The organism is Desulfovibrio sp. DV, from assembly GCF_001936595.1.
Classification (GTDB): Bacteria; Desulfobacterota; Desulfovibrionia; order Desulfovibrionales; family Desulfovibrionaceae; genus Solidesulfovibrio.
The window spans coordinates 1-14,209 of the sequence record NZ_MLBG01000016.1; the positions used below are offsets into that span (position 1 = coordinate 1).

Annotated in this window: 13 protein-coding genes; 6 read left to right on the forward strand and 7 right to left on the reverse strand. The window is 64.1% G+C overall.

All coding sequences use genetic code 11. From position 1 onward, the window contains the following. Both DVDV_RS06000 and DVDV_RS06005 read left to right on the forward strand, forming a co-directional pair. On the forward strand, nt 1–342 hold a 342-nt coding region (locus DVDV_RS06000; RefSeq protein WP_075353803.1), incomplete at its 5' end, for a cupin domain-containing protein. A 178-nt stretch (nt 343–520) separates the two neighbouring features. Then, entirely contained in the window at nt 521–784 is a 264-nt protein-coding gene (locus tag DVDV_RS06005; protein WP_075353804.1) for an amphi-Trp domain-containing protein, read from the forward strand. 63 nt (nt 785–847) lie between these two features. Here the strand turns inward: DVDV_RS06005 and DVDV_RS06010 are convergent, their stop codons facing one another. Together DVDV_RS06010 and DVDV_RS06015 are read right to left on the reverse strand one after the other, a co-directional pair. After that, nucleotides 848–3,121, reverse strand: a complete 2,274-nt coding sequence (locus DVDV_RS06010) for a HAMP domain-containing histidine kinase (RefSeq protein ID WP_075353805.1) — start codon at nt 3,119–3,121, stop codon at nt 848–850. 234 nt (nt 3,122–3,355) lie between these two features. Then, nucleotides 3,356–4,369 carry an alpha-hydroxy-acid oxidizing protein gene (locus DVDV_RS06015; protein ID WP_075353806.1) on the reverse strand — a complete coding sequence of 338 codons (1,014 nt, stop codon included), beginning with the start codon at nt 4,367–4,369 and terminating at the stop codon, nt 3,356–3,358. 232 nt (nt 4,370–4,601) lie between these two features. On the opposite strand from DVDV_RS06015, the gene DVDV_RS06020 reads away from it, so the two are divergent. The 3 genes from DVDV_RS06020 to DVDV_RS06030 all read left to right on the forward strand — a co-directional run bounded on the left by DVDV_RS06020 (nt 4,602) and on the right by DVDV_RS06030 (nt 6,727). Beyond that, a complete protein-coding gene (locus DVDV_RS06020; RefSeq protein ID WP_075353807.1) occupies nt 4,602–5,201 on the forward strand; it encodes a LysM peptidoglycan-binding domain-containing protein in 600 nt (199 codons plus the stop codon). A 32-nt stretch (nt 5,202–5,233) separates the two neighbouring features. After that, nucleotides 5,234–6,100 (forward strand): tetratricopeptide repeat protein, encoded by an 867-nt coding sequence (locus DVDV_RS06025; protein WP_075353808.1) that lies wholly within the window; start codon nt 5,234–5,236, stop codon nt 6,098–6,100. A 186-nt stretch (nt 6,101–6,286) separates the two neighbouring features. Further along, the gene (locus DVDV_RS06030) at nt 6,287–6,727 is read left to right on the forward strand and encodes a hypothetical protein (RefSeq protein WP_075353809.1); all 441 of its coding nucleotides are present in this window, start codon (nt 6,287–6,289) and stop codon (nt 6,725–6,727) included. On the opposite strand, the gene DVDV_RS06035 is transcribed toward DVDV_RS06030, so the two are convergent. From DVDV_RS06035 to DVDV_RS06045, 3 genes are all read right to left on the reverse strand, one after another. Then, entirely contained in the window at nt 6,724–7,977 is a 1,254-nt protein-coding gene (locus DVDV_RS06035) for a diaminopimelate decarboxylase (RefSeq protein WP_075353810.1), read from the reverse strand. The two genes, DVDV_RS06030 and DVDV_RS06035, sit on opposite strands and share 4 nt — an antisense overlap. Nucleotides 7,978–7,994: 17 nt before the next feature. Then, nucleotides 7,995–9,200 carry an SLC13 family permease gene (locus DVDV_RS06040; RefSeq protein WP_139311540.1) on the reverse strand — a complete coding sequence of 402 codons (1,206 nt, stop codon included), beginning with the start codon at nt 9,198–9,200 and terminating at the stop codon, nt 7,995–7,997. An 84-nt stretch (nt 9,201–9,284) separates the two neighbouring features. Beyond that, the gene (locus DVDV_RS06045) at nt 9,285–9,998 is read right to left on the reverse strand and encodes a carbonic anhydrase (RefSeq protein ID WP_075353811.1); all 714 of its coding nucleotides are present in this window, start codon (nt 9,996–9,998) and stop codon (nt 9,285–9,287) included. Between the two features lie 171 nt (nt 9,999–10,169). Here DVDV_RS06045 and DVDV_RS06050 point away from each other — a divergent pair, with 171 nt between their 5' ends. Next, on the forward strand, nt 10,170–11,657 hold the full coding sequence (locus DVDV_RS06050) for a fused MFS/spermidine synthase (RefSeq protein ID WP_075353812.1): 1,488 nt from the start codon (nt 10,170–10,172) through the stop codon (nt 11,655–11,657). On the opposite strand, the gene DVDV_RS06055 is transcribed toward DVDV_RS06050, so the two are convergent. Continuing rightward, nucleotides 11,654–12,418, reverse strand: a complete 765-nt coding sequence (locus DVDV_RS06055; RefSeq protein ID WP_075353813.1) for an exodeoxyribonuclease III — start codon at nt 12,416–12,418, stop codon at nt 11,654–11,656. The genes DVDV_RS06050 and DVDV_RS06055 overlap by 4 nt on opposite strands. A gap of 9 nt (nt 12,419–12,427) precedes the next feature. Beyond that, nucleotides 12,428–14,176, reverse strand: coding sequence for a response regulator (locus tag DVDV_RS06060; RefSeq protein WP_075353814.1), 1,749 nt, complete (start codon nt 14,174–14,176; stop codon nt 12,428–12,430). Between the last annotated feature and the right edge of the window lie 33 nt (nt 14,177–14,209).

Here is a 14,209-nt window from a genome sequence, read left to right on the forward strand (position 1 = left end):
CCAGCCTACAGCATTGCCGGCAAGGAGAGCATCCTTTTGACGGTCGACGCCAGGGTGACGGTCATGACGCTGGCCCCCGGGCAGAGCATCCCGGCTCACCGGCACAGCCAGGTGACGGATACCACCTTCTGTCTGGCCGGCCTGGCCGCGGTACATTTCCTTGACCCGGACGAGCGCGTGCGGCTGACCACCGGCGAGCGGGCCGTGGTGGCCCCGGGACGCGTCCACAGCGTGGCCAATATCGGGACCATCCCCTGCCGGTTGCTCCTCGTCCAGGGACCGGGGCACTACGATTTTTCTGCCGGCCTGAGCCCGGCGCAACCGGTGTACCCGCGCCTTTAGGCCATGCCGCGTCTCCCGGCTTCCTGCCCCCGGCACGAACCGGCCCACAGCCGTCCCCCGCAACCCGGTGACGCCCGGTTGAGACCGGTTTTTCGTCCAGACGTCATGACAATCGCCTGAGAAGCGGCTATGGTGAGCGTGATTCTCTGCGATCGCATCCAAGCCAAAGGAGCATGACATGGGCGAAAAATCGAAGCTGTTTCACTGTGATGAAAAGATGTTGACCTACGACGCCGCCGTGGTGCTGGAAAAACTCGTGGAGGGCCTCAAGCAGCGAAAGCTTGCCGCCACGGGCGAAGACGGTCCGGTGTGCGTTGATTTACCGCTGGTCGCCGAACTGGAAATCAGCTTCAAGGACAAAGCCAAATCCGGCAAAAGCAAGAAGAAGCTCTCCATTGAAATCGCCTGGAAAGAAGGCGACGCGCCCAGCCTCGACGGCTAAACCGCAAGCCAGCAGGCCAGTCAGGCGCGCGGCACCCCTTTGGGCCGCGCGCCTTTTGCGTTTCTAGCCTGCCGCGCCGGGCCGGACCAGTGGATCGGCAAACAGCTGTTTGCGCGGGATGGCCACGGTAAAGACGCTGCCTTGTCCCGGAGTCGATTCCGCCCAGATGCGGCCGCCATAATGGGCGACGATAGTGCGGCAGATGCTCAGGCCAAGGCCGGTGCCACCGATTACATCCTGGCCGTTGGCCGCGGCCTGGATGAAATTCTCGAAAATTCGCTCCAGGTCGGCGGATGCGATGCCCCGACCTGTGTCGGCGACCTGCATGACCCAGTCGCCGGCAGCATCCGGCGCGATGCGCAGCCGGACCTGTCCGTGGTCTGTGAACTTGCGGGCATTGGCCAGCAAATTGATGCACACCTGCACCATACGGTCAAAATCGGCAAACAGCCTGGGCGTGGCCGGATCGATATCAAGGATAAGGGCGACAGGGCCGTCCTCAAACAGCGAGGCCGTGGCCCGCTCGGCTCGACTGGCCAGTTCCAGGGCGTCCACGGCGCTGTCGCGCCATTCCATCTTTCCGGATTCTATCTTGGACAAATCCAGGAAATCATTGATCAGTTCGGTCAGGCGCCGGTTTTCTTCATTGATGATGTGCAGGTTGTCGCGGATGCGCCGGATGCGCGGGTGGGTCCCCAGGCCGGTGGCGCTGGAGGTCTCGATCAGCCGGTCAATATCCCGCTCGATAAGATTGGCAAAACCTCGGATGGAGGTCAGCGGGGTCCGCAGTTCGTGGGACACCGAGGACAGGATGGCGGACTTGATCCGGTCAAGCTCCAGGAGCCGCTGGTTGGCAGCTTCCAGTTCCACGGCCTTGGACCTGGCCTCCTCGGTACGTTCGGCCACCAGGGCTTCGAGGTCCCGGGTAAGAACGGCCAGGGCCTGTTCGGCCTTTTTGGCCGGGGTATTGTCCACAAGGGAGATGATGGAGGCCTCGCCGCCGGCCAGACTGGTCAAGGTCAGGAGGACAAAGCGGTGTTCACCGTCGTTGCGCACGAACCGGGTCTGCAGGGCCGGGGATTCCCCTTGGCCTCGTCCGGCCAGACCGGCCGAAAGGGCCGCCGCCATGTCCGGGCAAAATTCCGTCCATTGGCGCAGGCCTTCAAGCTTCTCCCGCGAAAGCCCGGCCAGCCGGGTAAAGGCCGGGTTGGCCAATTCGATACAATTATCCGGACCGACCAGGACGGTGGCCGCGCCGATTCCCAGAAACAGGCTGCGATAGCGGTTTTCCGAAGCGATGAGCGACCGCTTGGCCCCTTCCAGCCGGTCGAGCATGATATTCAAGTCCAGGGCCAGCCCGGCAAGCTCGTCATTGCCGGGTAGATGGAGACGCAAGGCCGATTCGCCCTTGGCGATGCGCCCGGAGAGGGTGCTGATATGCTGTAAAGGGCGCAGGATGCGGTGTTCCAAAAACAGCAGCAGCACCAGAAACAGGATCAGGCCGACCAAGGCAAAAAGCCCCAGGCTGGAATGAATGAGCCCCAGTCCCTGGTTGAAAAAATCCCGGCCGATAGTCACGGACATCCAGAAGGCAGGTTGGTTGAAGACATCGCGCACCAGGCCGAGCCCGACACAGACGGCAGCATCTTCAGTCGCGGGGAGAATTTCGATTGCTGCTGCGGTTGCCGGGTCGGGCAGTCCGGGCTCGTCAAGCGCCAGCACACGCACGTCGAGAACGGTTGCCGCGGCCAGTTCGTTGACCGTGGTTGCGTCCAGCCAACTGCCCATGACCAGGGTCCCCCGGGCCGGACCTTGTCGTTCGCTGCGAAGCACGGGCAAGGCGGCCAGGAGCATGGGCCGCCCCCCGATCATGACCACCCCCTGGCGGCCTTCGTCGCTTTGAGCCTCGGCCAGCAGTCCGCCATCCGGGGCCAGAAGGGACAGGACATCCCGGGGTACGTCGACCAAACTGTCGGTTGCGGCATCATAATACCGGCCGCCAACCAGACGCCCCGCCAGATCGAACAGGCCGATAACGGCCAGACGCTGCTTGACGAAGGTTTCCCGGGTCAGATTGGAATCCAAAAACTCCTGCCCGCCCTCGGCCATGAATCGGTAAGCCTCGTCCCAGGTGGCCCAGTCGGACACCAGCAACCCGATGCGGTTGACGCTGACAGTCAAGGCATTGTGGGCGCGTTTGACGTCATTGACCACCAGTTTGCGTTCCATATCGACAAAATTGGAAAGAAAAACAAATCTGGAAACGAGATAGAGACCGACAACAGTCAGGGCTATCGTCAAACTGGTGATGCGAAATGTCTGGTAGCGCAAACCCATGCCGACTCCATAGCAGTACCAGCGAAGAACGTTGTTGCAAAAATGAAGCGTGTGTCTGTGCTCAAATCCGGCTGTCTGACCAGCACGAATTCCCATTTCCTAGCACACCACATCGACCTGCGGCAATCCAAACAAAGGCCTCGCCAACCGGCGCACAAAACGCAGGCAGGCGAGGCACATTTCGAGGCCGGGCTTTTCCCGGACCAAAGAGGCGGGACTCGCGAAATCGGGCGACTACGACAGGATGGAGGGGGACACCCGGCCAACCGAGGCCGTGCCGGTCAGCAACATGGCCGCTTTGAGTTCGGCCCGCATTTTCTCCAGCAAAAAGGCCACGCCCTCGGCCCCGCCGCCAAAAGCCCCAACCACCAGCGGCCGACCAACCAGCACGGCATCGGCCCCAAGGGCAAGGTATTTGAGCACATCGGCCCCGGAGCGCACCCCGCCGTCAACCAGAATCACCCCCCGGCCCTTGACCGCCCGGGCAATGGCCGGCAACACCTCGGCCGCTCCCGGGGTGTGGTCGAGCACCCGGCCGCCGTGGTTGGAAACCACGATGGCCGCAGCACCGGCGGCAAAGGCGATTTCCGCCTCATCCGGCGTCATGATGCCCTTGACGATGAAAGGCAGCGGCGTGGCCTGGCTGCAGGCCTTGAGTTCCTCAGGCGATTTCGGCGACACGGGTTGGCCTTTAAGCGCCATGACCGCCAGTCCGGCCCCGTCCACATCCATGCCAACGGCAGCCGCCCCGGTCTCGGCGGCCCGGGCGAGCAAGGCCAGCACGGCTGCCTGGCCACGTGGTTTGACAAAGGGAATGCCGTGGCCGTCGCGGGCGCTGATGGCGGCCAGTCCGCTGTCGAACATGGCCGGATCGGCCCCGTCGCCGCAGCAGCCTATGGTGCCGGCCGCAGCCGCCCCATCAATCATGCGGCGAATGAATTCCGCCTCGGTCAGCCGCCCGCCCATATTGTAGACCACGCCGGTCAGAGGGGCGGCCAGAATGGGCATGGACAGCGCGCGGCCAAAAAGCGTCAGGCTCGTGTCTGCCTCCTTGACGGAATGCAGGGTGCGCATGGCCAGACGCACCCGGGACAGCGCCTCCACATTGACCTTGAAGGCCGACCCGGTCCCCATGCCGCCCATGCCCGGGGCTTCTCCGGCGCAGGCGCGTCCGTCGCACACCGGACAGACCCGGCAATATCCCTTCAGTTCTTCCCTGGCCGTCTTGCGAAGCGTCGAAAGATCCATCACAGCCTCCCGTAAAGCATCGGTAATACGAACAGCCGGCCAGCGCCGGCCGCTCCTGGCCGTCCTACGCCGGGGCGATGGCGGAGACAAGCCCGGACCCCAATGCCGTAAAGGTGTTACGACCGGAATTCCAACTTTTTTTTCACGTGACTTGCCGATTGCCCCCATGGTAAGCGCCTGCTTCGAATGCTGGCGTTTGCGCCGCCTTCCCCAACGCACAAACGAGGAGCCTATGCGGTCACTCATTGCCTGGTTTGCCATAAGCCTCATCGTCCTCAGCGGCTGTTCCGGAGGCGACAAGGATTCCTTCCGCAACGTTGATCACGACAAAAACGGCCAGATTTCCTACGAGGAATTCCTGTTCGTCTTTCCTGACGCCACCCCGGACCTGTTCGCCCGCCAGGATGCCGACGCCGACGGCGGTCTGTCCGAAGCCGAATACGCAGCCTTCATGCAGGGCGATGCCAAGACTGCCGCCAAGACGCCGGCCACGCCTTCCCAGCCCCCGGTGCGCCCGGGCGACGGCAAGCAGCTGTCCGTGCCGTTTAAAGGCGAGGAAGTCATCGAGATTCCGGCCCCGGCCAGTGAACCCGTGGCCAAGTCCAAGGCCGAAAAGGCCAAGAAAGACAAGGACCAAAAAGAGGCCAAGGCCAAGCCCGAGGCCGGCAAGAAGACCGAAGCCACGGCCTACACGGTCCTTCGCGGCGACAATCTGTCGCGTATCGCCCACAAGTTCGGGGTCACGGTGGAAGACATCACCCGGGCCAACGGCGACATGCACCCCGACACCCTGCGTGACGGCCAGGTGCTCAACATTCCGGCCCGTCCCTAGGACGCGGCTCTTCACCCATGAAAGGATTCGTCATGCGACGGTTCGTCTTCCTGATGGCGGCATCTGCCCTGCTCCTGGCTGCAACGTCGGCCCTGGCGCTGACCCAGGAGGAGATCCTCAAACGGCGTCTGGAAAAGATGACGCAGGTCGATTCCCAGATCCGCGGCGAGGAGCAGCAGCGCCAGGAGCAGATCCAGGAAGCCACGGCCGGGGTCGGCAGCGGTGCGTCCAAACAGTCCACCGAGACCATCGTCATGCCCGATCCGATCCGCCAGCCCCACCCGGAGCCCAAGGCCGGGCTATTTGATCCCAAAAGCAAACCAGCGGCCACCCAGGCTCCCCAGGCCGCGTCGCAGCCCGCAACGCCGCAGCCGGCCCCCCAACCCGCCATGCAGCCTGCGCCGCAGCCCGTGATGCCGCCGGTGGCCCAGCCAGTCATGCAGCCCGCGCCGCAGCCGCAACCCGCGGCCGCAGCCGTGGCTCCGCAGCCGGTCAGGTCGGGGGCGCAGCAACCGGCCGTGGCGGCCGCAGGCGCTCCGCATGATCCCAAAACCGCAGCCTCCCTGGCGGCCATGGCGGCCAAGGCCCAGGCCGGCGGGGACTACCAGACCGCGTTGACCATGCTCGACGAGGCCATTGCCGCCGATCCCAACGATCCTGACTTGCGCAACAACCGGGGCAATGTCATAAGCAACCTGGGCCGGCCCAAGGACGCCCTGGCCGACTATGACCGGGCCATTGCCGCCAAGACCACGGACCCGGCCTTTTTCACCAACCGGGGACTGGCGCACGAGCGTCTTGGAAACCGGGAACGGGCCTGCACCGACTACAAGAAAGCCTGCGATCTGGGTGACTGCGAGTTTTATAAAAGCTACAAGGCCGAGGGCAACTGCCGCTGACAGGGCAGAAATTGCCTCCGACCTGACCATTCTTGCTGCGTCACCCTGAAAGTATTGAAGTGGATCGTTTCTTGCAAGACCATAGGCAGCGACTTGCAGCCGCCTCCCTCTTTCCAGGCGGTGGCGTCGTGTGAGCCAAGGGGGGTCGCTCTGCCTGCCAGCGTACTCATCGTCTGCCCGGATTCCATGGAACTGGCGTTCCTGACCGGGGCCTTGTCAGGGTATTTTTCGGTGCTCGCCGCCCATGACGCCGACGAAGCCGCTCGCCTTGTGAAACGCTTCGGCCCCTGCCAGCTGGCCTACCTGACCCTTGACCAGGACTGTGAATCCGCCATCCGTCTGGTCCGCGACATAAGCGGCAGCGGCACTCGCGTCTACGCCCTGGTCCACCCCCCCTGTCCGGACACCGTGGGCCGGGCGGCAAGCTGCGGCAGCCTTGACGGCGTGTGCCTGCTTCCCCTGGCCCCGGAGGCGCTGCAGGCCAAAACCCGCGAATTTCTGGGCCGCGTCCCCACCGCCGCAGCCAGACCAAGTCCCTGCCGGGCCATCCTGACCCGCGAGGAAGTCGATTTCCTCATCGGTCGGCCGTTCATCAACCGGCTGCCGCCGCCTCGACCGATCTCCTAAACAGACTTTTCCCGGCCAAGCCAGAACCGCACCACATCCTGCGGTTCTTCACGCTCCCGAAGCACGGAAAACTGCCCCTGGCGAATGCCCAGTACCCGGGGCATCTGTCGGCTGTTGTAGCGCGACCACATGGAGAGCGTGTAGGCCCCTACGTCCCGGACGAGGACGATGTCACCAGCACCGATATCCGGCAACCGGGCCTGCCAGACCGGGAAATCTCCGGAAAAACACAGCGGCCCGGCCAGATGCCAGACCCCAATGCGACCGGTCTTTTCGCGTCCCGTTGGATCAAGCAGCCCGGTGCGGTGAGGCCAGGACTTGGGATTATAGCATTCCCGGACAAACAGGTCCGCCCCGAGATGCAGCACGGCCGTGCGATGCCCTTTCTGGCGCTTGACGTATTCCACCCGGCTGGCGGCCACGGCACAGGGCGCGGCCAGCATCCGGCCAAACTCCGTGACCAGGGCCGGATCGCCGGACAAAAGCCCCGGACACCGCTCAGCCAGGGCCGCAACATAGGCGGCCGGAGTCGGCGGCGTGTCGCTGTCGCGATACCCGGCCGGCAACCCGCCGCCCAGGTCAAACGTCTTGATCCGTCCCGCCCCCAATGCCCGGTCGATGTCGCGGCCCAGATCAAAAACAGCCCCCACCCCGGCCACCAGCAGGTCAAGCGGACAGCCCTGGGAGCCGACATGGACGTGGAGCCCTTCAAGCCAGGGATAGCGGGCAAAGGCGTCCAGAATGGCCGCCCGCTCTTCCAGGGGAACGCCGAATTTCGAATAGCGCCCGGCCACGCTCGTGGCCTTGATGCGTCCAAGCCCGGCCTGGGGATTGACCCGCAACCCGGCCCGGGGCGTTACGCCCGTGGCGGCGGCCAGGCCGGCGATGCGCTCCAGTTCCGTCAAATTGTCGGCGTTGATGTAAATCCCAAGCGTCAGCGCCAGCTGCAGTTCTTCCACTGTCTTGGCCGGCGAGTCGAACACGATGCGCGCCGGGGGAAAGCCGGCGGCCAGGGCCAGATGTATCTCCGGCAGCGAAGCGGCCTCGGCCCCGAGCCCAAGCCCGGCCAGGAAGGACAGGATCGGCGGCAACGGGCAGGACTTGACGGCAAAAGCGTGGCCGGTGCGCTCCGGAAAGGCCTCAGCCAGCCGGGTCACATTGGCTTCGAGCCGGTCAAGATCATAGACAATGACCGCTGTGTCCGTTGCACGGAAGAAACCGGCCTCAAGGGCCTGTCTGACAAGGTCCACGGGCGTGCCTCCTGGGTTCAACGCAAAAGCCACAGGCCGGAAACGGCCAGCGTGGCCAGGGTGACGGGCAGGGCCACCCGGGCGTGGCGGCCAAAACCCAGGGAAATGCCCAGCAGCCCCGCCTGATCGGCCACGATCAGATTGGCAATGCTGCCCGGAAGAATCAGATTGCCGGCCAGGGTGCTGGAGACGGCCAGGAGCGTGGCCTGTTCCGGGCTGTTGTGGCCGGGCAGGAGCAGCATGACGGCCGGGACATTGGAGACGACGTTGGACAGGACGGCCGTCATGGTGAAAAGCCACACCGGCTGCTTCAGATCAATGCCAAGCGCCGCCACGCTCCGATAGGCCTCGTCAAGCAGGCCCACAGCCGCCACCTCGCGATTGACCACAAACAGGCCGAGAAAGAGCAGCAGCAACTGCCAGTCTACCAGGGCCAGGGTCTCGCGCGAGGCCATGCGCCGGCTGAGCAGCAAGACGGCGGCGCAGCCAAGGGCCGCGTTTTCCCTGGGTATGCCGCCCCAGACAAAGACCACCATGCAAAGGCCAAGAGCCAGCAGGCCCTTGCCCGACTGCCAGGGGGAAAAAACCGGGGCAGGGATGGCCAGCACCACCTTGGGACCGCTGAAACGTCCCCGGAATCCCCACACCGTTCCGGCATAGGCGAGTAGCAGGCTTGCCGCCACGCAGGGCCACACGTCAAGCATGTAGCCGCCAAAGGAAAGGCGGGCCACCTGGCCGATGAGCATATTCTGGGGATTGCCGATGAGGGTGGCGGCCGAACCGATGTTGGCGGACAGGGCCAGACCGATGAGATAGGGCAAAGGGTTGAGCCCCCGGGCCAGGGTGGCTTCCACAATGATCGGCGTCATGGCCAGACAGACGATGTCGTTGGCCAACAGCGCGGATAAAACGGCGGCAGCGGCCATGAGGCGGGCCAGAAGCCCGGCCGGGCTGGCGGCGCTGGCCACAAGGACGCGGCTTACCCGGGTGTAGAAACCGCCCAGACGCAACTGGGCCGAAACCACCATCAGCCCGAACAGCAGGGCCAGGGTCGGGACATCGGCCGCGCTCCAGGCCTCGGCCACGGTCATTGTCCCGGCCGCGACCAGGACAAGGGCCCCGAGAACGGCCGCACCGGTCCGATCCAGGGCCAGCCCAGGCAGGCGGCCAAGAATCATGGCGGCATAGACCACGATGAAAACGACGAGGACGAGGATAGGCACAGGGTATGGCCCTAATCAGGTTCGCGAAAAAAGTCCAAAAAAAAGGCGGCCCCCCGAGGAGCCGCCAAAGAACCGTTGGGCATACTACTTGGCAAGCAGGGCGGCGTTGGAGGGGTGTTCCCCAAACCAGTGCACGTCCCCGGAATCGATGTCGTAAAGCGCGCCGACAACCTTGATCTTGCCGTCGGCTGCCATCTTTTTGAGCAACGGGCTTTTGGCGTAGGTGTCGGCGATGGCCTGCCACATGTTGGCCTCGATGGAACGGTTGATCAGTTCGGCCAGGTCGTCCGTGGCGAAACGGCTTTTCACGCTAGCCACGGCCGGCACGATGGGGGCCACCAGCTTGCCGATGTTCTCGGTGACATGCTCGCCCTTGACCACTGCCGTGACCGCGCCGCACTTGGTGTGGGCCAGGACAACGACCAGGGGCGCGCCCAGGTGCTCGGCCCCATATTCCATGGTGCCGATCTCGTCGGTGTTGGCCACGTTGCCGGCCACACGCACCACGAAGACATCGCCCACGCCCTGATCGAACAGGACCTCGACAGGAACCCGGGAATCGGCGCAGGACAGGACCGTGGCAAAGGGATGCTGGCCGCCCACCGCTGTCTCATGCCGCCGGGCGGCATCCTGGTGGGGGGCCACGGCCGCACCGGCCACATAGCGGGTGTTGCCTTCCTTGAGGCGGGCCAAGGCTTCATCGGCCGTGATGCCGGCCCCGCCGGAAAAAGCCATGGCCGCCGTCGCCATGCACATTGTCAAAATCGCCACAGTCATCGCTGTAATGTACCGTTTCATCACGACTCCTCCCTGCCTGGGTGTAAAATGGAAATTTTCCCATCCTAACGCACAGAGCCGGTCCTGGTCAAAAACATTTCGCCACGGCCCCTTTACGTCCAGGGCGTCCGCCGGATACAATCTGGCATTCCTGAATGATGCCTTGATCGTAGGGCATCGGCGGAGCCGACAATGCTTCAACTCGTGGTTTTTGGCTGCGGCGCGGCGGTCATGGTCCTGGAAATTGTCGGGGCGCGCATCCTGGCCCCGTTTCTCGGGACCTCGATTGTGGTCTGGACCGGACTGATCGGCGTGGTCATGGCCAGCCTGTCCCTGGGCTACTGGCAGGGCGGGCGCATCGCCGACCGCCATCCCACGGCCCGGGCCTTGTCCGTGGTCATCCTGCTGGCCGCCATCCTGACGGCCGCCACCGCCGTCACCAAGGCCCTGCTCCTGGCCTTCCTGGCCGGGCATGGCCTGGGTCCGCGCCTGGGAGTCATTGCCGCCGCCCTGCTCCTGTTTGCCCCGGCAGCCGGGCTGCTTGGCATGGTGTCGCCCTTTGCCGTGCGCCTGACCCTGCGCGACGCGGCCACGGCCGGAGCCACGGCCGGACGCCTCTATGCCCTCTCAACCCTGGGCAGCATCGTCGGCACCTTTGCCGCCGGATTCGTCCTGGTGGCCGCCCTGGGTTCCACTACCATTTTACTGGTCACGGCCGCCTTTCTGGCCGCCCTGTCCCTGGCCGCCTCCCGCACGGACGTCCGGGCCAAGGGGGCCGCCTTCGGCATCATCCTGCTGTGCGGCCTGTGGCTGGCGGCCGAGAATGCCATGCTGGCCGAAGCCGGCATCCACGACGTGGACACCGCTTACGGCCGGGTTCTGGTCTATCAGGGAATGGACCCGGTCTCGGCCCGGCCCATCCGGGTCATGGCCACCGGCCCGGCCCGCTGCCAATCCGCCATGTATCCCGATGCGCCGGACGAACTGGCCCTGGATTACACCCGCTTTTTCACCCTGGGCCTGGATATGGCTCCGGCTACGCCCAACGTGCTGGTCATCGGCGGCGGAGCCTTCAGCTTTCCCCGCCATGTCCTGGAGAAGCGGCCGCAAGCCTCTGTCACCGTGATTGAACTCGACCCCGGAGTGACGGAGCTGGCTTCACGGCATTTCGGCCTTGCCCCGCATCCGGGCCTGACCATCGTCCACGAGGACGCCAGAATGGTCCTCAATCGTCCGGGCGGACCCTATGATCTTATTTATCTCGACGCTTTCGGCACGGACTACGCCCCGCCTTTCCATCTGGTGACCCGGGAGGCGGCCACCCGCCTTCGCGCCCAACTCGCCCCGGACGGCGCGGTCATGGTCAATGCCATCGGCCCAATCGAAGGCGACGGGTCGCGCTTTGTCCGCTCCCTGGCCGCCACCTTTGCCGCCGTCTTTCCCGATGTGGCCCTCTACGCCCTGGGCAGTCCCCACGAGCCCCGGACGGCCCAGAACGTTATGCTGGTGGCCAGAAACCAGCCTGGTCCCATGCCTGAGCCCAACGATTCGGAATTGCGGCGTTTTCTGGGCCAGCGCCTTGCTCCCGCCCAGGGAGCCGAGGGAGCCGGGGCCATGGTGCTCACCGACGAGCACGCGCCGGTGGAATGGATGTGCGCCCTGCTTTTCGGCAACGACTAGCGGCAGTCGAGTTCAAGCCCGACCGGGCAATGGTCCGAGCCCATGACCGAAGACTCGATCCAGGCCCGTTTGACCTTGGGCCGCAGTTCCTCGGACACGAAGAAATAGTCGATGCGCCAGCCCACGTTACGGTCCCGGGCCTTGAAGCGGTAGTCCCACCATGTATAGTGGCCGGGACCGGGCTCGAACATGCGGAAGGTGTCCACGTAGCCGGCGGCCGTGAACCGGTCGAGCCAGGCCCGCTCCTCAGGCAAAAAGCCCGACGTCTTTTCGTTGGCCTTGGCGTTTTTGAGGTCAAGGGCGGTGTGGGCAGTGTTGAAGTCGCCGCAGACCACAATAGGTTTGCGGCAGCGAAGGTCCTCGGCATGGGCCAGAAAGGCGTCGTAATAGGCAAGTTTGTAGGCCAGACGCTCGGGTCCCTGCCCACCGTTGGGAAAATAGACGTTGAAGAAATAAAACTCTTCGAATTCCAGCTGTAAAAGCCGCCCTTCTCCGCCAAAGACGGCATCGGGCAATTCCGTGGCGATCGACAACGGCTCAACCCGATACAGGCAACCCACGCCGGAATAGCCTTTTTTCACTGTGGAACTCGACCAGACGGCCTTGTAGCCGGCTGTGCCGGGAAAATCCGCCTCATGCCCGGGCTGTATCTTGGACTCCTGCACTCCGGCCACATCCGCGCCACTGCCCGAGAGCCACTCCCAGAACCCTTTCTGCACCACAGCCCGCAGGCCGTTAACGTTCCAGCTCACTAAAATCATGCAATAATCCTACTCCGTTTGTGCACGCTCGTTTGCGTCATCGATCCCGTCAAACATGGCCAGAAACGCTGCCGCGCAGGTCGGACAGAACTGCCGCCCGGCTTCTTCCCGAAGGATATCCAGGGCCTGGCCCAACTTCATGCCTTTGCGGTAAGGCCGGTCGGTGGTCATGGCGTCAAAGGCGTCGGCAATGGCGATGATGCGCGCCCCAAGCGGAATTTCCTCGCCCAGGATGGCCGTGGGATAGCCCTGGCCGTCCCAACGCTCGTGATGGAGCAAAATAAGCGGCAGAACCGGGGCCAGGGAGACGATGGGACGCAGGATTTCCGCGCCGATGACGGCATGCTCCTGGATGCTGGCGTATTCCTCGGGAGTGAGCCGGCCGGGCTTCAAGAGCACCGCGTCGCGCACGCCGATCTTGCCGATGTCGTGCAGATTGGCCCCGATCTCCAGGTTGCGCAGTTCCTTGTCGTCAAGGCCCATGGCCCGGCCCAGGCGCATGGCCATGCGCGACACCCGGGCGGTGTGGCCCTTGGTGTATTCGTCCCGGGCCTCCAGGGCAGTGATCAGGGCCGACATGCTCGACAGGACGTGCTCGTGCTCTTTTTTCAGGTGGCGGTAGCTCTCGCCGAGCAGTTGCTCCACCACGAGCAGCATCTTTTCCACGTCAAAAGGTTTGACGAAATAGCGGGACACCCCAAGGCGTTCGCCGCGTTTGATGTCACTGACATGGCCCCGGGCGCTCATGATGACCACCAGGGTGTTGCGCAATTCCGGGTGGTCCCGGATGCATTCGCACAGGGCGTAGCCGTCCATCTCCGGCATCTCGATGTCGGTCACCACCACGTCGGGTTGCTCTGCCAAAGCGATGCTCAGGGCTGTGGCCCCGTTTTCGGCCGTCAGGACACAGTGGCCGTTTTTGATGAAGCTGTGGCGCAGGAGTTCGCGAGTGAGCTTGCTGTCGTCGACGACCAGAATCTTGTTGTGGCGTTTGCGCTCAGCCACATCCAGGTGCTCGGAGACTTTGCTGGAGAGCATCTCGGCGGTAAAGGACTTAAGCAGGTAGTCGTCGGCCCCGCAGGTGAAAGCCGTGTCCATGTCAATGGGGTTGTCGCTGCTCGACAGGATGATGACCGGCAGATAGCGCCCGGGGTTGTCTTCCTTGAGGCGACGGCACAACTCGAGTCCCGACATGCCCGGGAGCAGGACGCTGGTCAGCACCAACTCAAAGGAGCGCTTGCGGCAAAGCGACAGGGCCGCTTCGGCATGATGGGCGGGCACGACCCGGAAACCGCTTCCAGCCAGGGCCGCCCGGACCACATGGAGCAGCGTCCGGCCGCCATCGACGAACAAAATTTCCCGGGATCCGGGCACATTCGGCCGCTGGGCCAGGGTGTGTTTGAATTCGCCGATGACCTGGGCCAGATTCAGGCGATTGACCGGATGGACGTCTTCCCCCAGAGGATGGCAGGCCAGATCGCGCTCTTCCTGGGTTTCGTCAAACGGGCGCAGACACAACACCGGCAGTTCCCGCCCCAGCGTGGCCGCAGCCGCGCGAACATGTTCGAGGATCTGGCCGCACTCGACTGCGGCATAGGAATCCTGGATGAGCACGACATCAGGCGGGGGATCAGCGGCAGCCAGGGCGGCCGGAGCCTCTTCCGGGGACAAAAAATGGTAATCGACCTCGGTGGTGAGGTAGATCTTGCTGAGAAACGCCCGGTAAAAGACGATATCAATGATACTTACGACACGCATCGCCAGCTCCGCAAAGGCCTTTCCCGCACTGCC